A 20,167-nucleotide genomic window follows, 5' to 3' on the forward strand; every position below is an offset into this window, starting at 1 on the left:
TTGGAGAGTTTTTTCCAAGTTTTTTGCTCTTTTGTGCTGGTTTTCAACAATCAAGAAAATGGAGGGAAACAGATGCAACCGAAATTAATTATTTTACGTGGTAATTCTGGTAGTGGTAAAACAACGATAGCTAAAGCGCTTCATCAGTGTCTTAAAGAACAATCGTTATTGATTTCTCAAGATGTGGTGCGCAGAGAAATGCTTCGTGTTAAAGATGAAACAGTCTTTTGGACGTAAGTCGAAACGACTTACCTTCTTAGACTTGAATCTTAAGATAAACGGCGGGAGAGGAGCAGCTTCTTCGGAAATAAGCCGAAATTCCTCGAAAGACGAAAAGCATCTTTCGGAAATTTATTCTTATTTCTTGAAGCTAAACACTCCTGTCCCGACCTCTGGCTTTTGGTTATCAAGAATGCCAGTATGTGATTGTTGAAGGGATTTTTCAAAAAGCCATTTATCATTCCTTTTTTCAGGAAATAATCCATCTCTTTGAAGGAAACGTTCAGGTTTATTATTTTGATATTTCTTTTGAAGAAACGTTGAAAAGACATAGCCAGAGAAACAAGAATCAAGAATTTGGTGTCGTGGAAATGAAACGTTGGTGGCTACCAGAAGATTATTTAGGGCTTGCGGGAGAACAGCGGTTATCTGAACAACTGTCTGAAAAGCAGATTATCAGGCAAATTTTAGCAGATATTCAGTAGTAAGTGCTGCGCTTTTTAGAGAAATGGATGTTGTGGTATGATAAAAAAGAAGGAGTGGTTTCAATGGATTACCAAGAACGATTAAAAAATTTACCACCTGAAGTCATGACAGCTTTTTCAGAATCATTTATTTTTTTAATCAGTAACGATAAAGTTCAACATTTTCCTGCACGAGACTTAACGCAAGCTGAAATGATTCAACGAGTGAAAGAGAAATTAGGTGAAGCGGTGACGTGGTCCTTATGGCAAGGGTTCGTTATTGCTGTTAATTCAGAAAAAACATGTGTTGCTGTTTTGCCCAAATATTATCAACTCGATGGTTTTGAAAATGAATAAGGGAGCGAAGAATTATTCGCTTCGTTTTATAAAATGAAAACGCTTTTCGGGAGGAAATGCTGATGTCTGAGCTAGTGGTTATTAGAGAAATGCAAGAGAAAGATATCTTAGCGCTGGATACTCAATTTGTCCAACAAGGTTGGCCAAGTCGCCAAGAGATTTTAATGAACTATTTAGAAGAACAATTAGTCAAGCAACGAACGGTTTTTGTAGCGGAGAAAAAGGCAACGCTGTTAGGTTATGTGACGTTACTTCCATTAGCTAAGGAAGGACCTTTTAAAAATTTATATCCTGAAATAGCTGATTTCAATGTATTCTTACCATTTCAAAAACAAGGAGTGGGGCGGTTATTATTAAATCGTGCAGAAAATGTTGCCAAAAGTTATGCAGATACTGTTTCTTTGGGAGTAGGCCTGCATCCTGGTTATGGTGCAGCGCAAAGATTATATATCAAACAAGGATATGTGCCAGATGGTTCAGGAGTCTGGTTTCAAAATAAGCAGCTGAAACCAAACGAACGGTGTGTTAATGATGATGCGTTAGTTCTTTATTTATCGAAAAAACTATAGAGTAGCCAAAGTAATACTCTATAAATATCATTTAGGAGGGTGTTACCCTTGATTAGAAAAATGAAGCCAACAGATGCAGCGGCGTTAACTATCATTAATAAAGAACAATTGGGCTATGAAGTTCCCGTTGACGTGACCTGTAAACAGATTGAGAAATTACTACTAGCCAGTGACAGAGAGTTTTTATATGTTTATGAAGAAACGAAGACAGGCAAGATTTTAGGCTATGTGCATGCGCAACTGTATGAAACAATTTATTCCCAAACGTTATTAAACGTTCTGGGATTAGCAGTGGCAAAAGAAGAAGAAGGCCGTGGAATTGGCAAACAATTAATGATGAACCTAGAAACGGAAGCTAAAAAGTATAACTTGTCTGCGATTCGCTTAAATTCAGGGGAACAGCGTACAGCAGCACATCAATTTTATGAACACATTGGCTATGTTTCTGATAAAAAACAAAAGCGATTCATTAAATACTTGGATACTTAAGTTATGTCTTTAAAAAATAACAATTTCCTTTAAAAAAATAAGTAAAAACTAGTGAAATTTTCAGTGAATTAGTGTAAAATGTATCTCAATGACTCAACGAGTGTTTCAGCCGAAACACTGTCAAAGAAAGTACATATAAAGAAACAGAAATAGCCATTTTTGATGGCTGTTTTTTTATGGAGGAGGCAAATTATGACGAAAAAAAATAGTATGATGTACTTAGCAATTTCTAACTTATTTCTTGTTTTTCTAGGCGTAGGCCTAGTCATTCCCGTAATTCCCCAATTAAAAGAAGAAATGCATTTTTCTGGTACCACAATGGGAATGATGATTTCTATTTTTGCGATTGCCCAATTAATCACATCGCCAATCGCAGGTGTCCTTTCGGATAAAATTGGTCGGAAAAAAATGATTGCGACGGGTATGTTGGTGTTTTCAATTTCTGAGTTATTATTTGGTTTAGCCCAAGCGAAAAGCGGTTTTTATATTTCTCGTGGTTTAGGTGGGATTGCCGCCGCTTTATTAATGCCGTCAGTGACAGCCTTTGTGGCAGATATGACCACGATTTCTGAACGTCCGAAAGCGATGGGACTTGTGTCAGCTGCAATTAGTGGTGGTTTTATTATCGGACCAGGAGTTGGTGGTTTTATTGCTTATTTAGGTATTCGCGCTCCATTTTTTGCGGCCGCATTTTTAGCGTTTATTGGTTTTATTTTGACATTAACTGTTTTGAAGGAGCCAGAGAAACGAATTTTAGCCGCTGTTGAAGCGAAAAAAGGTTCATTTATGGATATTTTAAGAAATCCAATGTTTACCTCATTATTTGTGATTATCTTAATTTCCTCTTTTGGCCTGCAAGCGTTCGAATCTATTTATAGTATTATGGCGACTATTAATTTTGGCTTTACCACAAGTGAAATAGCAATCGTGATTACGGTTAGTGGTATTTTAGCGTTGATTTGTCAGTTGTTTTTCTTTGATGCAATCGTCCAAAAAATAGGTGAAATGGGTTTAATCCAATTAACCTTTTTTGCAAGTGCCATTTTTATTGCCGTGATTGCCTTTACAAAAAATAATTTAGTTGTTGTATTTTCAACGTTTATTGTCTTTTTAGCGTTTGACTTGTTTAGACCAGCAGTAACTACTTATTTATCCAAACATGCTGGAGATCAACAAGGAACCATCAACGGACTAAATTCGACATTTACAAGTTTTGGTAATATTTTAGGACCAATGGCAGCAGGAGCTTTATTTGATATCAATCACTTTTTCCCTTATTATGTTTCAGCAGTAATTCTGTTAGGAACGGGCTTTTTATCGTTATTTTTAAATCGAAATAAGATGTAAAAGAAAAAATAAGTATTTGGAATATAAAAATTCCGAATACTTATTTTTTTTGATCACCGACCGTTCTTGAAAAAAACAAAAAAATAAACAGTGTTCGCTTGATTAATCGAACGTTTGTTCGCATAATGGTTTTGCAAGTGAGGTGATGTTTGTGAAATTTGATTATGAAAAAGAACCTAGTCGCGATATTCTTTGTATTGATTGCAAAAGTTTTTACGCTAGTGTAGAATGCGCAGAACGTGGGTTAGATCCGTTGAAAACGATGTTAGTAGTGATGAGTAATGCCGAAAATGCGGGGGGATTAGTTTTATCAGCATCGCCAATGGCAAAAAAAGTTTTAGGTGTTTCAAATGTTACGCGTAAAAATCAAGTGCCCGCTCATCCTGATTTATATGTGGTTCCGCCACGAATGAATTTGTACATGAAAAAAAATCAAGAAATCAATAATTTATATAAAAAGTTTGTCGCAGATGAAGATCACTCTGTGTTTAGTGTAGATGAATCATTTCTTGATGTAACGGCTTCTTTAAGTTATTTTCATTGTGAAACCGCCTATAAGATGGCTCGGATTATCCAAAGAGTCGTTTATAATCATGTGGGTATTTATGTGACCGTTGGGATAGGGGACAATCCGTTACTGGCTAAATTGGCGTTGGACAATGGTGCCAAACATTCGCCAGATTTTATTGCAGAATGGCGGTATGATCGTGTACCAGATACTGTCTGGCAGTTGCCTTCTTTGACAGATTTTTGTGGGATTGGTCGCAGAATGGCTAAACGACTGAATCGTTTAGGAATTGATTCTGTATATGAGTTAGCGCAAGCGAATCCGCATCTTTTACAAGAAACATTTGGCGTGATGGGGCTTCAATTGTATGCTCATTCATGGGGGATTGATCGTACCTTTTTAGGGAAAAAAGCACCACATAAAGCTGAAAAATCATTTGGGAATAGTCAGATTTTACCGAGAGATTATGCGCGAAGAGATCAGATTGAACTAGTCTTAAAGGAACTGACAGAACAAGTGGCTGCTCGTTTAAGAAAAGCGCATTGTCAAACGGAATGTATCACAGTCTACGTTGGTTATTCCAAAGGACAAATTGACCGTGAAGGACGAACTGGTTGGCGAAAACAACAAACGATTCCTGCAACAAACAATACAAAAGTTTTGATTACCTATGTATTAGCCCTTTTTAGAGAACATTATCTAGCGGGAACCGATGTCCGGCAATTAGGGCTTTCTTATGGAAAATTAGTTTGGAATGAATCTTTACAATTAGATTTATTTTCGGAACCAGAAGAGCAAATTAGTGAAATGGAGTTAAACTATCTGATTGATAAAATCCGACAAAAATTTGGCTTTCAAGCTTTAATTCACGCCTCTTCTTTGTTGGAAGGCGCGACGGCAATTCATCGTTCAGGATTAGTCGGTGGACATGCTGGAGGAAATGTCGGTTTAGGAGGATAACATCATGAAACGAACAAAAAAAGAATTTACACCTTATAATGAGTACCATGATCGGCCCTTTGAACTGAAATGGGCGACCGCTTTTGCATTGGGGGAGTTACAAGAAGGAATCGAAGCTTCTGACGAATATTCTAAGAGAGCGTTTGAACGCTTACCGCAACAGACAACAGAAGAAATTGAAGAATACTTAGAGCAGTCTTTAAAAAATAACCAGGTTTTAGAAATCCAATTGAATACATTGGATGATTTTGGCCGTGTTCAACCGCCAATTGTTGGTGTTTTTGAAGGGATGAGTTCAATGGAGTATGCAAAAGTTGGACATACACATATTTTATTTGAAGAGATTCGGCATATTAAAAGTCATGAGTTTACAAAGTGGTCGAGCCTTGATTAAAAAACTATTGTTATACGTGTGTTTTGTGAAAACATATGAGATAATGTTCATAGGTAATAGAAATAAAAATTATGGAGGTGGCTAGGATGGGACATCATTTAAAAGGACACCATGGCAAAAAAACAAACGCAAATGGCGGCTTTTTAACAAAGTTATTGGCAGGCGGCGCCTTAGTGGGCGTAGGAAAAAAGTTATACGACAATCGTGAAAAAATTAAAGAGCTGTTAAGTGACGACAAAGAAAAAGGCAACGACACTGAAAACAAATAAAGGACTGGATTGACGGAATGGTAAAAGATGCAGCGTATATTATTGAAGAGATTACCACGATTTTAGAAGGAACCTATTTTGTGATAACCAAGAAAGCGAATAAGCGCCGCATGTGTTTACATGTTTCAGATACCGCGAAAGAATTTTTACGTTGTCGACTGGAGTATGAAACATTCTTAGAGCAACAGTTTGATTATGCCACAATGTTTTTAGAAACATGTACGGAAGATGTTTCTGTTGAAATTCAAACGGGACTACTTGAAGAAACAAATTATCAAGCATTAACCGTGGAAAAATTACAACAGATAGCCACTAAAATGTAACACAGCTGTTGTGTTAGTTTTGATTCTTAATTTGGTTAAGGAGGCGGATAAAATGTCAGTATATCAACATATTTTGGTTGCTCTTGATGGCTCAGATCAATCTGAAAAAGCTTTTCATGAAGCTGTCAGGATTGCCAAAGAGGAACAAGCCACTCTTTATTTAGCTACAATTATTAATGATGCTGAATTTACGACGAGTCCATTTTCTTTTGAAGAATTGTATGATTTAGAAAAACACAAGTCAGAAGAGATGCTCACTGAAAAGGCAAAACAAGCGAGTGAAATTGGTGTAAAAACAGTCAAAAAAATTGTTGAGCTTGGGAGCCCAAAACGTTATCTTGCCAACACGATTTCTGAAAATTATGCCATAGATTTAATTGTGCTAGGTGCCACGGGAAGAGGTGCTATTCAACGAACCTTGATTGGTTCTACTACAGATTATGTGGTTAACCATGCTTTGTGCAATGTCTTAGTCGTTCGCTAATTGTGAGTAAATAATCAAGGGAACAATGTTTTATCGGGACGTTTTTTTAAATTAAACGAGAGGTGAGTTTATGAAAACAAAAATCGGAAAAACAGTTATCTTGTCAGCGTTTTTATTCACAAGTTTCCTTTTACTGAGTGGTTGTACCTCGGCTGGCGAAGAGATGGAAAAAACAATTGATCGACAGAAAGAAAAAGTCGATAAAACGGTCGATAAGCAGAAACATAAAAATGAAAATTCCATGGAAAGTTATGACGAAAAAGTTGACCGTTCTTTAGATAGTCAAGAAGACAAAATCGATACTACTGAGTAACGGGAAAGTTTTCAACTATCGGCTAGTAAATAAATAATATACAAAAGGGAGCATCCACTGCAGTTATTTCTCACAGCGGATCCTCTCTTTTGTGGTTAAAAAGAAAAAGTTAACTGCTCCCCAACAGTTAACTTTTAATCATGTTGCACATAGTTAAAACACTCTATATATCATTTATATCATTTGAAACGGGTGGTGTAAAAAGAAATCTCTTGAAAAGAGTCTCCATTTATAGGGAAGATTTCCCATAAAAAAGAGAAACGTATAATCACAGAAAGTTAGAGAAAGCAAAGGGAAATAAGTATGTTAAAATAAGAAGCAAGAAAGAATACAAGTATGCAGAAAATAATAACTAATTAGGTGAAAACAATGGAAATACATTTTGAAAAAGTAACAAGCGATAATCGTAAAGCAGTGGAAAACCTACAAGTTTTCGCTGAACAACAAACCTTCATTGAATCAATGGCAGAAAATCTAAAAGAATCGGACCAATTTCCAGAATGGGAATCGGCAGGTATTTATGACGGCAATCAATTAATCGGCTATGCCATGTATGGACGTTGGCAAGATGGGCGCGTTTGGCTAGACCGCTTTTTAATTGATCAACGGTTCCAAGGACAAGGTTATGGGAAAGCAGCCTGTCGACTTTTAATGTTAATGCTAATAGAAAAATACCAAACAAACAAGCTATACTTGAGTGTTTATGATACGAACAGCTCAGCAATTCGGTTGTATCAACAACTTGGTTTTGTATTTAATGGTGAATTAGATACGAATGGTGAGCGGGTAATGGAATGGACATATCAGAATAAGTAGATAGAACAGGTGAGACAAAAGCCACAGCGCATTTTGTTTCACCTTTTTCTTTTAATTGGCTTCATTTGTTTACTTTTAGTAAGTAAAATGGTAAATTTAGTTCAATCTGTTTTGAAAAAAGAGTTACTGGAGGGTAAGGATGAAAATAGAATTTTTCCATGATGTTATTTGTAGTTTTTGTTTTCCAATGTCTGACCGCATGCATGAGATTCAACAAGAATTTCCTGAAATTGAATTGATTCATCGGTCGTTTGCGTTGGGATGGTCAGCAAACGATTTTGAAACAATGTTTGGCTCACGATCAGCAGTAAAAGAAGAAGTTTTGACGCATTGGGTGCATGCCAATCAAAACGATTCAAAGCATCGTTTTAATATTGAAGGGATGAGGAAGCAACGATTTGATTTTCCAACATCAAAGAATGCATTATTAGCAGCAAAAGCAGCTGGATACATTGGCAACCAAGACACTTATTGGTTACTGTTTGATAAGTTACAAGAAGGTTTATTTATGAGAAGTTTAAATATTGAAGAGCCAGAAGTAATTGAGGAGCTAGTAAAAGAGACAACGATTGATTTTGCTTTATGGAAAGAAGCTGTTGCTTCCGAGGCTGTTTGGACGGCGGTTCAAGAAGATTTTGCGCTAGCTTCTGCTTATGGTTTACAAGGAGTTCCCGCACTAATCATTAATCAAAAATATTTAATTAATGGTGCAGTACCGAAACAGCAAATCAGCCAAACTATTCAAAAAATTCTCGCAGAAGAAAAACAACAGCAACCGTTAGTTTCATTGACTCCTTCTTCTGAAGAGTCAGCTTCGTGTGAGTTTAAGGAAGGCACATGGACGTGTCATTAAACAGCATAAAATAACGTTATTCTTTGACAAAACGAAAGACTTCTGTAATAGTTAATGCGGGGGTGATAATATGTTTAACGCGTATAGAGAATACTGGAATAATATTACAACAATGAATGCGTCAGCAACACGAGCACAATATTGGTGGCCACAATTAATTAATTATTTGGTGTTAGGGATTTATTCAGCAATTACGGGCGTTTACAGATATATTGAAGTAACACCCAATGATGGAACAATCATTAAAGAATGGAATACTGTGACCATTATCTTTTTCTTGCTGACTGCTTTAATTTGGTTGGCAAACTTTACTGTTCGAGCAAGAAGATTGCATGATCGCGACCACAGTAACTGGTGGATTTTATTCTATTTACTTCCTTTTATCGGTACTTTAGTGATCTTCATTACATTAATTTTGCCAAGTAAAAGTCACACAAGATGGCCAGTGAATCAATCAGAAATTTAATTTGCTGGTTTCGTTTAGCTGATTATCTTAAGAGTGAAAATAGGACATAAGTCATTTCGACTTATGTCCTATTTTCTTTTTTATTTCAGAAAAATAAAAATATCTTCTGTATGATGGCACCTCACATTACGCGGTTCTTGCTAAAAGGGCTATCTTTTTGGTAGATAGGGAAAACCATTAAGACGTTAAAAGTTTAATAAATCGAGCAATTCTCTTTTGTTAGAAAATAAGATAGCATCATTAATTAAAATACTTGGAACACTGGTTTCAATAATTGGTTGATTGGTAATAATCAAGTCAAATTCTTCGAGTCGATGGTCACCTAATTGTTCTTCCGTAATTGCTAACGTATTTGAACGAATCCGATGCAAAGCTAAAATATCGTGGACATAGTTTCCAATATATTGACTATGATTCAGGCCCATGTCGCTAATAATCAAAATCTTTTTTGAGTCGAAACTCTGGTTAATTTCTGGAAAAGTATTAAGCAACCAAAAAATATAAGAAGATGAATAGTTTAATAGATTTGTTTCTAAAAGAGCGGAAAAGAAATGCAATTCTGCTTTTAATCGTGCATATAAGTGAAGCTGAGTAAAATGAATTTGTCGAGTGAAAAAGGTGGCCCTTTGTGTCAATTCGGAGGTGTCAAAAGGCACTAATTGAGAAAACAAATAAAGACAGGTTAACAAGTGAACAGCGAAGTCGACGACTTCTTCTGTTAATTGTTCAATCTGTGAAAAAGCATTAAATTTTAAATTTTCACGTATTCTTTGACTGATGACTTCTTGGTCTTCGGAGTAGTATTGCTGAAAAGCGCCTCTTTGAAAATATCGGAGAACTTCCCGATAGGTTTCACGGCTGAGCCCAGTAAAATGACGACTGAGTAAAAGATAATCTTCCATTTTAATCGGACTCTTTTTATCTGTTTTTTTCTTGAAACGTTGTTGAAATCCTTGATGCTCTCTTAATAAATCAACAATAAAATACATAATAAAGAAATCGTGTTCATAACTGTTATCCATACTAATAATATTTAATTGGCATTGATTACGGCGCATTAATTGTTTGATTTCCTGCTTATCTAATTGATAAGGCAATTCATAATGACCATAATACATTAAAAAGAAAAAGGTCGTAAAAATACGTAAAGGCAATTCTTCTGTTTGGCTAGTTAATTGATAGCCTTGATCAACGATAACGCGAAGAGAGTAAGTTTCCAAGACCTGATTACACTGCTTCAATTTTCGAGCAAAAGAAGAGCGACTAATATTAATGGTATCGCAATAATATTCGATGGTTTTGCCAGGATTTTGGATAAATTCATGGAGCAATTGGGTGGTCGTTGACGTTTTTGCCATATCCGTCAGTACGTTTAAATATAAGGACACATTAAAGTTTTCTAAACGATAGCCTAATTTATGCGATGTTTTAATGGTTAAACTTTCGCCCCAACGCTGTTTAATCTCCTCAATATAACGAATAAAAGTAGACTCAGAACTACCAATATATTTTGCAAGTTCTTTTTTAGTCATCCATTTATCAGAAATGGATAAGACACGAATGATTTCTTCCATTTTCCGATAATTTTTTTCTAAAAACCTAATCATATTGTTTCCTCCCAAGTCCTTTACTTTAATGAAACAATCATCGAAACAATAACGCAATTTCAGAAATGAAACCGCTTGGTATGAAAGCTGGTGTGATTTAATGAGCTCCTTCTCTGTATAATAATTATCAGATTAGAATAATGAAATTTTACGTGCTAGGCAATTCTAATTTAACTGTTAATTCATAAAAGAAAGGAGAGAACAGACATTAAATTACTAAAGAAATTTGGGGTTTTCGGCGTAGTCTTTTTACTTGTCTCATCCTATTTCATACCGCTCATTGGCTATGCAGAAACAGCCAAAGAAGTTGAAATTACATCCGCTCAAATGATAACAGATGAGAATGATAAAACGAATATTAATATCGAGTTAAATCTTCTCAACCAAACAGAGCAGCCATTACAACGAGAAATTCAATTGAAAAATGCACAGTTCATGGATACTGCTGTAATTGAAAAAGACGGATATTCTTACCAAGTGACTAATGGTACGCTTTATCTGACTTTGGACGCACAAGTAAAAAAGCCGGTACAGCTTTCGTTAGCTGTTGAGCAAAGTTCGCTTCAAACAGCTCAGCCACCTAAGTTATTGTATGAAAACAACGAATATGATGTTTCAGTTACTTCTGAAAAAATAACAGTAGAGGATTCTGCTAAAGAATCAACTGAACCAGAAAAAATAACTGTACCAGAAAATACGAAAGAAACTAACAAAAATGATTCGGCTCCAGAAAAAACAGAACAGCCGACCGCAACAGAAGAGGTAACCAATCCATTTGCAGAAGCAAGAATGGCGCCAGCTACTTTGAGAGCGAATCTGGCACTGCCTTTAATTGCACCACAATACACGACGGATAATTCTGGGACTTATCCGACAGCTAATTGGCAGCCCACAGGCAATCAAAATGTGTTAAACCATCAAGGGAATAAAGATGGTGGTGCCCAATGGGATGGCCAAACGAGTTGGAATGGGGACCCTACTAATCGCACAAATTCTTATATTGAGTATGGCGGTACAGGAGACCAAGCCGATTATGCCATCCGAAAATATGCTAGAGAAACAACAACACCAGGGCTTTTTGATGTATATCTTAATGTGCGTGGAAATGTTCAAAAAGAAATCACGCCATTGGATTTGGTCTTAGTCGTTGACTGGTCCGGAAGTATGAATGAAAACAATCGGATTGGTGAAGTTCAAAAAGGAGTGAACCGTTTTGTTGATACATTGGCAGATAGCGGTATTACCAATAACATCAACATGGGCTATGTTGGCTACTCAAGTGACGGTTATAATAACAACGCCATTCAAATGGGGCCGTTTGATACAGTCAAAAATCCAATTAAAAATATTACGCCAAGTAGCACTAGAGGAGGAACTTTCACTCAAAAAGCATTAAGAGATGCTGGTGATATGTTAGCAACGCCAAATGGACATAAGAAAGTCATTGTACTTTTAACGGATGGCGTCCCAACCTTCTCTTATAAAGTGAGTCGAGTTCAAACAGAGGCGGATGGTCGCTTTTACGGGACACAATTTACGAATCGACAAGATCAACCAGGTAGCACTTCTTATATCTCTGGTAGCTATAATGCGCCAGATCAAAACAATATCAATAAACGGATTAACAGTACGTTTATCGCCACGATAGGTGAGGCAATGGCCTTAAAACAACGTGGGATTGAAATACATGGATTGGGCATTCAATTGCAAAGCGATCCACGAGCTAATTTATCTAAACAACAAGTTGAAGATAAAATGCGTGAGATGGTGTCAGCCGATGAAAATGGAGACCTTTATTATGAATCAGCGGATTATGCACCAGACATTTCTGATTATTTAGCGAAAAAAGCCGTTCAGATTTCAGGAACGGTTGTAAACGGAAAAGTAGTTGATCCAATTGCTGAACCTTTTAAATACGAGCCAAATACATTATCAATGAAAAGTGTGGGTCCTGTTCAGGTTCAAACATTACCAGAAGTGTCGCTAACAGGCGCTACAATTAATAGTAATGAGATTTATTTGGGTAAAGGGCAAGAAATTCAAATTCATTATCAAGTACGTATTCAAACAGAGTCAGAAAACTTCAAACCTGATTTTTGGTATCAAATGAATGGTCGGACAACGTTTCAGCCATTAGCCACGGCCCCTGAAAAAGTTGATTTTGGGGTTCCTTCGGGAAAAGCACCTGGCGTGAAGTTAAACGTGAAAAAAATCTGGGAAGAGTATGATCAAGACCCAATAAGTCGGCCAGATAACGTGATTTATGAAATTAGTAGAAAGCAAGTAACTGACACAGCCAACTGGCAAACTGGGTATATTAAATTATCAAAACCAGAAAATGATACCAGCAATAGTTGGGAGCGCAAAAATGTAACCCAACTTTCCAAAACCGCGGATGAAAGCTATCAAGAAGTTCTTGGACTTCCCCAATACAACAATCAAGGACAAGCTTTCAATTATCAAACAACCCGTGAATTAGCAGTTCCTGGTTACAGTCAAGAAAAAATCGACGATACTACTTGGAAAAACACGAAGCAGTTCAAGCCATTAGATTTAAAAGTAATCAAAAATTCTTCCTCAGGTGAGAAAAACTTAGTGGGAGCCGTTTTTGAATTGAGTGGTAAAAATGTTCAGACAACATTAGTGGACAATAAAGATGGTAGCTATTCCTTGCCAAAAGATGTGCGCCTACAAAAAGGGGAACGCTATATACTAACTGAAGTAAAAGCACCTGCAGGACATGAGTTAGGTAAGAAAACGACTTGGCAAATTGAGGTGAATGAGCAAGGCAAAGTAAGCATCGATGGACAAGAAGTGACCACCACAAATCAAGTTATTCCATTGGAAATTGAAAATAAATTTTCTTCTTTGCCAATCAGAATTAGAAAATACACCATGCAAAATGGCAAACAAGTGAACTTAGCAGAGGCGACTTTTGCGTTGCAAAGAAAAAATGCTCAAGGAAGTTACCAAACTGTGGCAACTCAAAAAACAGATACTGCAGGATTGAGCTATTTTAAAATTAGTGAACCTGGTGAGTATCGAATGGTGGAACAATCAGGACCATTAGGATACGACACTCTTGCTGGAAATTATGAATTTACTGTTGATAAATATGGGGAAATTCACTATGCAGGCAAAAATATTGAAGAAAATGCGCCAGAATGGACACTGACACATCAAAATCATTTGAAACCTTTTGACTTAATGGTTCATAAAAAAGCCGATAATCAGACGCCACTTAAAGGAGCGAAATTCCGTTTAACAGGACCAGATACGGATATTGAATTACCAAAAGATGGCAAAGAAACGGATACTTTTGTTTTTGAAAACTTAAAACCAGGGAAATATGTCCTAACAGAAACCTTTACGCCAGAAGGATATCAGGGGTTAAAAGAACCAATCGAATTAATAATTCGCGAAGATGGTTCAGTCACGATAGATGGGGAAAAAGTAGCAGATGTTTTAATTTCTGGAGAGAAGAATAATCAAATTACTTTAGATGTTACTAACCAAGCAAAGGTTCCTTTACCTGAAACTGGTGGCATAGGACGCTTGTGGTTTTACTTGATAGCGATTAGTACATTCGTGATAGCGGGTGTTTATCTCTTTATTAGACGACCAGAAGGGAGTGTGTAATCGATGAAAAACGCACGTTGGTTAAGTATTTGCGTCATGCTACTCGCTCTTTTCGGGTTTTCACAGCAAGCATTAGCAGAAGCATCGCAAGCAAGCGTTCAAGTTACGTTGCACAAATTATTGTTCCCTGATGGTCAATTACCAGAACAGCAGCAAAACACAGGGGAAGAGGGAACGCTGCTTCAAAATTATCGGGGCTTAAATGACGTCATTTATCAAGTCTATGATGTGACGGATCCGTTTTATCAGCTTCGTTCTGAAGGAAAAACGGTCCAAGAGGCACAGCGTCAATTAGCAGAAACCGGTGCAATGAATAGAAAACCGATCGCAGAAGATAAAACACAGACAATAAATGGAGAAGATGGAGTGGTTTCTTTTTCATTAGCTAGCAAAGATTCGCAGCAACGAGATAAAGCCTATTTATTTGTTGAAGCGGAAGCACCGGAAGTGGTAAAGGAAAAAGCTAGCAACCTAGTAGTGATTTTGCCTGTTCAAGATCCACAAGGGCAATCGTTAACGCATATTCATTTATATCCAAAAAATGAAGAAAATGCCTATGACTTACCACCACTTGAAAAAACGGTACTCGATAAGCAACAAGGCTTTAATCAAGGAGAGCACATTAACTATCAGTTAACGACTCAGATTCCAGCGAATATTTTAGGATATCAGGAATTCCGTTTGTCAGATAAGGGGGATACAACGTTGACACTTTTACCAGAATCAATTGAGGTAAAAGTGGCTGGAAAAACAGTTACTACAGGTTACACACTGACGACGCAAAAGCATGGATTTACGCTTGATTTTTCAATTAAAGACTTACAAAACTTTGCAAATCAAACAATGACTGTGTCGTATCAAATGCGTTTAGAAAAGACCGCTGAACCAGACACTGCGATTAACAACGAAGGACAATTAGTCACGGACAAGCATACCTTGACTAAAAGAGCCGCAGTTCGTACAGGCGGCAAGTCTTTTGTCAAAGTTGATAGTGAAAATGCGAAAATCACCTTGCCAGAGGCTGCTTTTATCGTCAAAAATCAAGCGGGGGAATACCTCAATGAAACAGCAAACAGGTATCGTTGGCAAAAAGAAAAAGCATTAGCTAAAAAATTCACGTCTAATCAAGCCGGTGAATTTTCAGTTAAAGGCTTAAAAGATGGCCAGTACTTCTTAGAAGAAATCTCTGCACCAAAAGGTTATCTTCTGAATCAAACAGAAATTCCTTTTACGGTGGAAAAAAATTCTTATGCAACGAACGGACAACGAACAGCACCGTTACATGTAATCAATAAAAAAGTAAAAGAGTCAGGCTTCTTACCAAAAACAAATGAAGAACGTTCTATTTGGTTGACGATTGCAGGCCTGCTAATCATTGGGCTGGTAGTCATTTGGCTATTTTATCAAAAACAAAAAAGAGGAGAGAGAAAATGAAGCAATTAAAAAAAGTTTGGTACACCGTTAGTACCTTGTTACTAATTTTGCCACTTTTCACGAGTGTATTAGGGACAACAACTGCATTTGCAGAAGAAAATGGGGAGAGCGCACAGCTCGTGATTCACAAAAAGAAAATGACGGATTTACCAGATCCGCTTATTCAAAATAGCGGGAAAGAAATGAGCGAGTTTGATAAATATCAAGGACTGGCAGATGTGACGTTTAGTATTTATAACGTGACGAGCGAATTTTACGAGCAACGAGCGGCAGGCGCAAGCGTCGATGCAGCTAAACAAGCTGTCCAAAGTTTAACTCCTGGGAAACCTGTTGCTCAAGGAACCACCGATGCAAATGGGAATGTCACTGTTCAGTTACCTAAAAAACAAAATGGTAAAGATGCAGTGTATACCATTAAAGAAGAACCAAAAGAGGGTGTAGTTGCTGCTACGAATATGGTGGTGGCGTTCCCAGTTTACGAAATGATCAAGCAAGCAGATGGTTCCTATAAATATGGAACAGAAGAATTAGCGATTGTTCATATTTATCCTAAAAATGTGGTAGCCAATGATGGTAGTTTACATGTGAAAAAAGTAGGAACTGCTGAAAATGAAGGATTAAATGGTGCAGAATTTGTTATTTCCAAAAGCGAAGGCTCACCAGGCACAGTAAAATATATCCAAGGAGTCAAAGATGGATTATATACATGGACAACGGATAAAGAACAAGCAAAACGCTTTATTACTGGGAAAAGTTATGAAATTGGCGAAAATGATTTTACAGAAGCAGAGAATGGAACGGGAGAATTAACAGTTAAAAATCTTGAGGTTGGTTCGTATATTTTAGAAGAAGTAAAAGCTCCAAATAATGCAGAATTAATTGAAAATCAAACAAAAACACCATTTACAATTGAAGCAAACAATCAAACACCTGTTGAAAAAACAGTCAAAAATGATACCTTTAAAGTTGATAAAACAACACCAAACTTAGATGGTAAAGATGTGGCAATTGGCGAAAAAATTAAATATCAAATTTCTGTAAATATTCCATTGGGGATTGCAGACAAAGAAGGCGACGCTAATAAATACGTCAAATTCAATTTAGTTGATAAACATGATGCAGCCTTAACTTTTGATAACGTGACTTCTGGAGAGTATGCCTATGCGTTATATGATGGGGATACAATGATCGCTCCTGAAAATTATCAAGTGACTGAACAAGCAAATGGCTTCACTGTCGCCGTTAATCCAGCGTATATTCCTACGCTAACACCAGGCGGCACACTAAAATTCGTTTACTTTATGCATTTAAATGAAAAAGCAGATCCTACGAAAGGCTTTAAAAATGAGGCGAATGTTGATAACGGTCATACCGACGACCAAACACCACCAACTGTTGAAGTTGTGACAGGTGGGAAACGTTTCATTAAAGTCGATGGCGATGTGACAGCGACACAAGCCTTGGCGGGAGCTTCCTTTGTCGTCCGTGATCAAAACAGCGACACAGCAAATTATTTGAAAATCGATGAAACAACGAAAGCAGCAACTTGGGTGAAAACAAAAGCTGAAGCAACTACTTTTACAACAACGGCTGATGGATTAGTTGATATCACAGGGCTTAAATACGGTACCTATTATTTAGAAGAAACTGTAGCTCCTGATGATTATGTCTTGTTAACAAATCGGATTGAATTTGTGGTCAATGAACAATCATATGGCACAACAGAAAACCTAGTTTCACCAGAAAAAGTACCAAACAAACACAAAGGTACCTTACCTTCAACAGGTGGCAAAGGAATCTACGTTTACTTAGGAAGTGGCGCAGTCTTGCTACTTATTGCAGGAGTCTACTTTGCTAGACGTAGAAAAGAAAATGCTTAATTTCTAGCATCACCGAAGAAATTTTTAGAAAAACAAAGAGCCTGGGCCAATCACTGTCCCAGGCTTTCATGGTTTATTTTTAAGGAGGAAGCAATGAAGTCAAAAAAGAAACGTCGTATCATTGATGGTTTTATGATTCTTTTACTGATTATTGGAATAGGTGCATTTGCGTATCCTTTTGTTAGCGATGCATTAAATAACTATCTGGATCAACAAATTATCGCTCATTATCAAGCAAAAGCAAGCCAAGAAAACACCAAAGAAATGGCTGAACTTCAAGAAAAAATGGAAAAGAAAAACCATGAATTAGCGAAAAAAGGCAGCAATCCTGGATTAGATCCTTTTTCTGAAACGCAAAAAACAACGAAAAAACCAGACAAATCCTATTTTGAAAGTCATACGATTGGTGTTTTAACCATTCCAAAAATAAATGTCCGTTTACCAATTTTTGATAAAACGAATGCATTGCTATTGGAAAAAGGAAGCTCCTTGTTAGAAGGAACCTCCTATCCTACAGGTGGTGCGAATACACATGCGGTCATTTCAGGCCATCGTGGTCTCCCACAAGCCAAATTATTTACAGATTTGCCAGAATTAAAAAAAGGCGATGAATTTTATATCGAAGTTAATGGGAAGACGCTTGCTTATCAAGTAGATCAAATAAAAACCGTTGAACCAACTGATACAAAAGATTTACACATTGAGTCTGGCCAAGATCTCGTCACTTTATTAACTTGCACACCGTATATGATAAACAGTCATCGGTTATTAGTTCGAGGACATCGTATCCCATATCAACCAGAAAAAGCAGCAGCGGGGATGAAAAAAGTGGTACAACAACAAAATTTACTATTATGGACATTACTTTTAATTGCCTGTGCGTTAATTATTAGCGGCTTCATTATCTGGTACAAGCGGCGGAAAAAGACGACCAGAAAACCAAAGTAGTATGACGAAAAGGCTAAACATACTAAAAAAAAGAGTAAAAAAATAGCTTTTCAATTTTTAATCCTCCTTATCGTGCATAATTGAACCAGAGAAACAGAAGTATTAACGAAATAACTAAAAGAGCAAGCCCTGAATAAAAAGCGACAAAGGGCCAATCAATCGACTGTTTAAATTCCTGCCAAGTTTGGATTTTTCTGTTTTTTTTCGCGCTATCCTCAAGCGTGAGTAAATAATTCAATAGTAAGAGGAGTAGCAACACCGTGAAATCATTTGTGGTAAAAAGCACATGTAAAAATAGAATGACAAAGACAACACGGGATAACACTCGATTCCGCAAAATTAAAAATAACTTAGCACGCATAATAAACCACCATTTCTTATCAGAGATAATGAATCTGTTTTTGTCTACTCTTTAGTTATATCATAAAATTCTTAATAATGAAAAAATGATTCGAGAAAATAATTGAAAAAAGTTTTTTTTCCTGAATCATTATTTTCGTAAATAAAGAATAAACGTGTTACTCTTGGCTTATCAAATTTGGAAGGAGTGTTAAAAATGAAATATCTGGATATTATTGCTTTAATTTTATTGATTGTCGGAGGTTTAAACTGGTTATTAGTTGGTGCATTTAATTTTGATTTAGTTGCAACAATTAGTGGCGGTGCAACCACACCATTAGCAAAAATTATCTATATTATTGTCGGAATTTGTGCGATTTATTCTATTAAGTTTTTAGCTCCTTTGTTCCGCGAACCATAGGATTGATTTAAAAGATTTAGATAACGTGAAGTTATTTTGACTTAGCAATTGAGAGTTTCCTTGAGAAAGGGGACTCTTTTTTTATTTTCTATATTCGTTTCAGAAGGTTTAGACAAGCTCAAAAAATATTTCAAGAGAGCTGCGTTGTTTTCAAAATAGAACCTAGCATTACCTCGAACGTACCTCAAATAACCTGTGTCTTTTTTTGAATCATTAGTTCAAATTGATGTGATCACTAGTGAGAAAAATCAGCTCTAGGATATATAGGAAAATATAAGCATCAAATAGGGATTTTGATGATAAATTATCTTTTTCCTTGTTATGATTATAACAAGGAAAAAGAAAGTAGGGATTTATTTATGGAATTACAGGTGACAAAAAAGGCTAAATTTTTTTGTTTGGCGATGGCATTACTAATGACATTAGGTATTTTTATCAGCGCTGGTACAAGTGTTTATGCATCTGACCAGCTAGAGGATTCAGAAGTTGAGGCTGTAGCAAAAGGACTGGAAGAAATGTATGCGAATGGAGTGACGGAAGATAACTTTAAAAACTATGTCAAAAATAATTTTGCTCAGCAAGAGATTTCTTCAGTTGAGGAAGAATTAAATGTAAATATTTCTGATGCTTCAACAGTAGTTCAAGCACGTTTTAATTGGAATGCATTAGGAAGTTGCGTTGCTAACAAAATCAAAGATGAGTTTTTTGCAATGATTAGTATCAGCGCAATTGTAAAAGCTGCACAAAAGAAAGCCTGGAAAGAATTAGCAGTGACTGTATTACGCTTCGCTAAAGCCAATGGGTTAAAGACGAATGCTATTATTGTAGCTGGACAACTAGCTTTATGGGCAGTTCAATGTGGGCTAAGCTAATGAATTTAAAAGATCATGTTACGGAAATAGTAATTACTTTTATCATCGCTTTTGTGTATACTTGGATAGATTCAGGAGAAATTGAAATCTTAAAAACTCTTTTGATAACAATAATATTTTTAGCCATGTTCTATGCAATACCCAAAATCACCAATAGAAAAAGAAAATGAAGTGGTTTTAGAAAGATAATGTGATA

Annotated in this window: 22 protein-coding genes and 2 pseudogenes; 22 read left to right on the plus strand and 2 right to left on the minus strand. The window is 36.4% G+C overall.

The window, feature by feature from the left end; genetic code table 11:
- From IGI80_RS09790 to IGI80_RS09860, 15 genes and pseudogenes are all read left to right on the plus strand, one after another.
- Positions 1-226, plus strand: a pseudogene (locus IGI80_RS09790) (AAA family ATPase); the annotation flags it as partial.
- 160 nt (positions 227-386) lie between these two features.
- Positions 387-704: pseudogene (locus IGI80_RS09795) on the plus strand (hypothetical protein); the annotation flags it as partial.
- Between the two features lie 27 nt (positions 705-731).
- Positions 732-1,040 (plus strand): hypothetical protein, encoded by a 309-nt coding sequence (locus tag IGI80_RS09800; RefSeq protein ID WP_325814713.1) that lies wholly within the window; start codon positions 732-734, stop codon positions 1,038-1,040.
- Between the two features lie 56 nt (positions 1,041-1,096).
- Positions 1,097-1,609 carry a GNAT family N-acetyltransferase gene (locus tag IGI80_RS09805; RefSeq protein ID WP_025188867.1) on the plus strand — a complete coding sequence of 171 codons (513 nt, stop codon included), beginning with the start codon at positions 1,097-1,099 and terminating at the stop codon, positions 1,607-1,609.
- 48 nt (positions 1,610-1,657) lie between these two features.
- A complete protein-coding gene (locus IGI80_RS09810; RefSeq protein WP_325814714.1) occupies positions 1,658-2,098 on the plus strand; it encodes a GNAT family N-acetyltransferase in 441 nt (146 codons plus the stop codon).
- A gap of 192 nt (positions 2,099-2,290) precedes the next feature.
- Entirely contained in the window at positions 2,291-3,445 is a 1,155-nt protein-coding gene (gene emeA, locus IGI80_RS09815; protein ID WP_002358140.1) for a multidrug efflux MFS transporter EmeA, read from the plus strand.
- Positions 3,446-3,590: 145 nt separating this feature from the next.
- A complete protein-coding gene (locus IGI80_RS09820) occupies positions 3,591-4,913 on the plus strand; it encodes a Y-family DNA polymerase (RefSeq protein ID WP_002386016.1) in 1,323 nt (440 codons plus the stop codon).
- Positions 4,914-4,917: 4 nt separating this feature from the next.
- Positions 4,918-5,307 carry a hypothetical protein gene (locus IGI80_RS09825; RefSeq protein ID WP_002358138.1) on the plus strand — a complete coding sequence of 130 codons (390 nt, stop codon included), beginning with the start codon at positions 4,918-4,920 and terminating at the stop codon, positions 5,305-5,307.
- Positions 5,308-5,378: 71 nt separating this feature from the next.
- Positions 5,379-5,576, plus strand: a complete 198-nt coding sequence (locus tag IGI80_RS09830; RefSeq protein ID WP_002363671.1) for a hypothetical protein — start codon at positions 5,379-5,381, stop codon at positions 5,574-5,576.
- A gap of 17 nt (positions 5,577-5,593) precedes the next feature.
- Complete coding sequence (locus tag IGI80_RS09835; RefSeq protein WP_002358136.1) at positions 5,594-5,899, plus strand: hypothetical protein; 306 nt, start codon at positions 5,594-5,596, stop codon at positions 5,897-5,899.
- Between the two features lie 52 nt (positions 5,900-5,951).
- Entirely contained in the window at positions 5,952-6,383 is a 432-nt protein-coding gene (locus tag IGI80_RS09840; protein ID WP_002391595.1) for a universal stress protein, read from the plus strand.
- Positions 6,384-6,453: 70 nt separating this feature from the next.
- Positions 6,454-6,696 (plus strand): hypothetical protein, encoded by a 243-nt coding sequence (locus IGI80_RS09845; protein WP_002358134.1) that lies wholly within the window; start codon positions 6,454-6,456, stop codon positions 6,694-6,696.
- Positions 6,697-7,065: 369 nt separating this feature from the next.
- The gene (locus tag IGI80_RS09850; protein WP_002390030.1) at positions 7,066-7,512 is read left to right on the plus strand and encodes a GNAT family N-acetyltransferase; all 447 of its coding nucleotides are present in this window, start codon (positions 7,066-7,068) and stop codon (positions 7,510-7,512) included.
- Positions 7,513-7,651: 139 nt separating this feature from the next.
- A complete protein-coding gene (locus tag IGI80_RS09855) occupies positions 7,652-8,365 on the plus strand; it encodes a DsbA family oxidoreductase (RefSeq protein WP_002365483.1) in 714 nt (237 codons plus the stop codon).
- Positions 8,366-8,435: 70 nt separating this feature from the next.
- Positions 8,436-8,831, plus strand: a complete 396-nt coding sequence (locus tag IGI80_RS09860) for a DUF805 domain-containing protein (RefSeq protein ID WP_002358131.1) — start codon at positions 8,436-8,438, stop codon at positions 8,829-8,831.
- Positions 8,832-9,016: 185 nt separating this feature from the next.
- Here the strand turns inward: IGI80_RS09860 and IGI80_RS09865 are convergent, their stop codons facing one another.
- On the minus strand, positions 9,017-10,438 hold the full coding sequence (locus IGI80_RS09865) for a helix-turn-helix domain-containing protein (protein WP_438723340.1): 1,422 nt from the start codon (positions 10,436-10,438) through the stop codon (positions 9,017-9,019).
- A 174-nt stretch (positions 10,439-10,612) separates the two neighbouring features.
- Between IGI80_RS09865 and ebpA the strand changes: the two genes are divergently transcribed.
- The 4 genes from ebpA (at position 10,613) to srtC (ending at position 18,339) form a co-directional block, all read left to right on the plus strand.
- Complete coding sequence (gene ebpA / locus IGI80_RS09870) at positions 10,613-14,077, plus strand: endocarditis and biofilm-associated pilus tip protein EbpA (protein WP_438723449.1); 3,465 nt, start codon at positions 10,613-10,615, stop codon at positions 14,075-14,077.
- A gap of 3 nt (positions 14,078-14,080) precedes the next feature.
- Positions 14,081-15,511: an endocarditis and biofilm-associated pilus minor subunit EbpB gene (gene ebpB, locus IGI80_RS09875; protein ID WP_438723341.1), complete on the plus strand. Its 1,431-nt coding sequence runs from the start codon at positions 14,081-14,083 to the stop codon at positions 15,509-15,511.
- Positions 15,508-17,391, plus strand: coding sequence for an endocarditis and biofilm-associated pilus major subunit EbpC (gene ebpC, locus IGI80_RS09880; protein WP_438723343.1), 1,884 nt, complete (start codon positions 15,508-15,510; stop codon positions 17,389-17,391). Before ebpB ends, ebpC begins: the two co-directional genes overlap by 4 nt.
- A 93-nt stretch (positions 17,392-17,484) precedes the next feature.
- The gene (srtC, locus tag IGI80_RS09885; protein WP_002407084.1) at positions 17,485-18,339 is read left to right on the plus strand and encodes an Ebp pilus assembly class C sortase; all 855 of its coding nucleotides are present in this window, start codon (positions 17,485-17,487) and stop codon (positions 18,337-18,339) included.
- Between the two features lie 67 nt (positions 18,340-18,406).
- Here the strand turns inward: srtC and IGI80_RS09890 are convergent, their stop codons facing one another.
- The gene (locus IGI80_RS09890; protein ID WP_002358125.1) at positions 18,407-18,700 is read right to left on the minus strand and encodes a hypothetical protein; all 294 of its coding nucleotides are present in this window, start codon (positions 18,698-18,700) and stop codon (positions 18,407-18,409) included.
- A gap of 195 nt (positions 18,701-18,895) precedes the next feature.
- Between IGI80_RS09890 and IGI80_RS09895 the strand changes: the two genes are divergently transcribed.
- From IGI80_RS09895 to IGI80_RS09905, 3 genes are all read left to right on the plus strand, one after another.
- Positions 18,896-19,099, plus strand: a complete 204-nt coding sequence (locus IGI80_RS09895; protein WP_002381996.1) for a DUF378 domain-containing protein — start codon at positions 18,896-18,898, stop codon at positions 19,097-19,099.
- Between the two features lie 359 nt (positions 19,100-19,458).
- Positions 19,459-19,971, plus strand: coding sequence for an enterococcin EntV (entV, locus tag IGI80_RS09900; protein ID WP_002358120.1), 513 nt, complete (start codon positions 19,459-19,461; stop codon positions 19,969-19,971).
- Entirely contained in the window at positions 19,956-20,141 is a 186-nt protein-coding gene (locus IGI80_RS09905) for a hypothetical protein (protein WP_002384733.1), read from the plus strand. The genes entV and IGI80_RS09905 overlap by 16 nt, the downstream gene beginning before the upstream one ends.
- Positions 20,142-20,167: the final 26 nt, after the last annotated feature.

Origin of the sequence: Enterococcus sp. DIV1420a, assembly GCF_051712165.1 — a bacterium.
Lineage (GTDB): Bacteria > Bacillota > Bacilli > Lactobacillales > Enterococcaceae > Enterococcus > Enterococcus faecalis.

Excerpts from the sequence above, each read along its gene's own strand:
- IGI80_RS09800 (WP_325814713.1), top strand. The coding sequence starts at position 732 with ATGTTGTGGTATGATAAAAAAGAAGGAGTGGTTTCAATGGATTACCAA.
- IGI80_RS09805 (WP_025188867.1), top strand. The coding sequence starts at position 1,097 with ATGCTGATGTCTGAGCTAGTGGTTATTAGAGAAATGCAAGAGAAAGAT.
- emeA (WP_002358140.1), top strand. The coding sequence starts at position 2,291 with ATGACGAAAAAAAATAGTATGATGTACTTAGCAATTTCTAACTTATTT.
- IGI80_RS09820 (WP_002386016.1), top strand. The coding sequence starts at position 3,591 with ATGTTTGTGAAATTTGATTATGAAAAAGAACCTAGTCGCGATATTCTT.
- IGI80_RS09825 (WP_002358138.1), top strand. The coding sequence starts at position 4,918 with ATGAAACGAACAAAAAAAGAATTTACACCTTATAATGAGTACCATGAT.
- IGI80_RS09830 (WP_002363671.1), top strand. The coding sequence starts at position 5,379 with ATGGAGGTGGCTAGGATGGGACATCATTTAAAAGGACACCATGGCAAA.
- IGI80_RS09835 (WP_002358136.1), top strand. The coding sequence starts at position 5,594 with ATGGTAAAAGATGCAGCGTATATTATTGAAGAGATTACCACGATTTTA.
- IGI80_RS09840 (WP_002391595.1), top strand. The coding sequence starts at position 5,952 with ATGTCAGTATATCAACATATTTTGGTTGCTCTTGATGGCTCAGATCAA.
- IGI80_RS09845 (WP_002358134.1), top strand. The coding sequence starts at position 6,454 with ATGAAAACAAAAATCGGAAAAACAGTTATCTTGTCAGCGTTTTTATTC.
- IGI80_RS09850 (WP_002390030.1), top strand. The coding sequence starts at position 7,066 with ATGGAAATACATTTTGAAAAAGTAACAAGCGATAATCGTAAAGCAGTG.
- IGI80_RS09855 (WP_002365483.1), top strand. The coding sequence starts at position 7,652 with ATGAAAATAGAATTTTTCCATGATGTTATTTGTAGTTTTTGTTTTCCA.
- IGI80_RS09860 (WP_002358131.1), top strand. The coding sequence starts at position 8,436 with ATGTTTAACGCGTATAGAGAATACTGGAATAATATTACAACAATGAAT.
- IGI80_RS09865 (WP_438723340.1), bottom strand. The coding sequence starts at position 10,438 with ATGATTAGGTTTTTAGAAAAAAATTATCGGAAAATGGAAGAAATCATT.
- ebpB (WP_438723341.1), top strand. The coding sequence starts at position 14,081 with ATGAAAAACGCACGTTGGTTAAGTATTTGCGTCATGCTACTCGCTCTT.
- ebpC (WP_438723343.1), top strand. The coding sequence starts at position 15,508 with ATGAAGCAATTAAAAAAAGTTTGGTACACCGTTAGTACCTTGTTACTA.
- srtC (WP_002407084.1), top strand. The coding sequence starts at position 17,485 with ATGAAGTCAAAAAAGAAACGTCGTATCATTGATGGTTTTATGATTCTT.
- IGI80_RS09890 (WP_002358125.1), bottom strand. The coding sequence starts at position 18,700 with ATGCGTGCTAAGTTATTTTTAATTTTGCGGAATCGAGTGTTATCCCGT.
- IGI80_RS09895 (WP_002381996.1), top strand. The coding sequence starts at position 18,896 with ATGAAATATCTGGATATTATTGCTTTAATTTTATTGATTGTCGGAGGT.
- entV (WP_002358120.1), top strand. The coding sequence starts at position 19,459 with ATGGAATTACAGGTGACAAAAAAGGCTAAATTTTTTTGTTTGGCGATG.
- IGI80_RS09905 (WP_002384733.1), top strand. The coding sequence starts at position 19,956 with ATGTGGGCTAAGCTAATGAATTTAAAAGATCATGTTACGGAAATAGTA.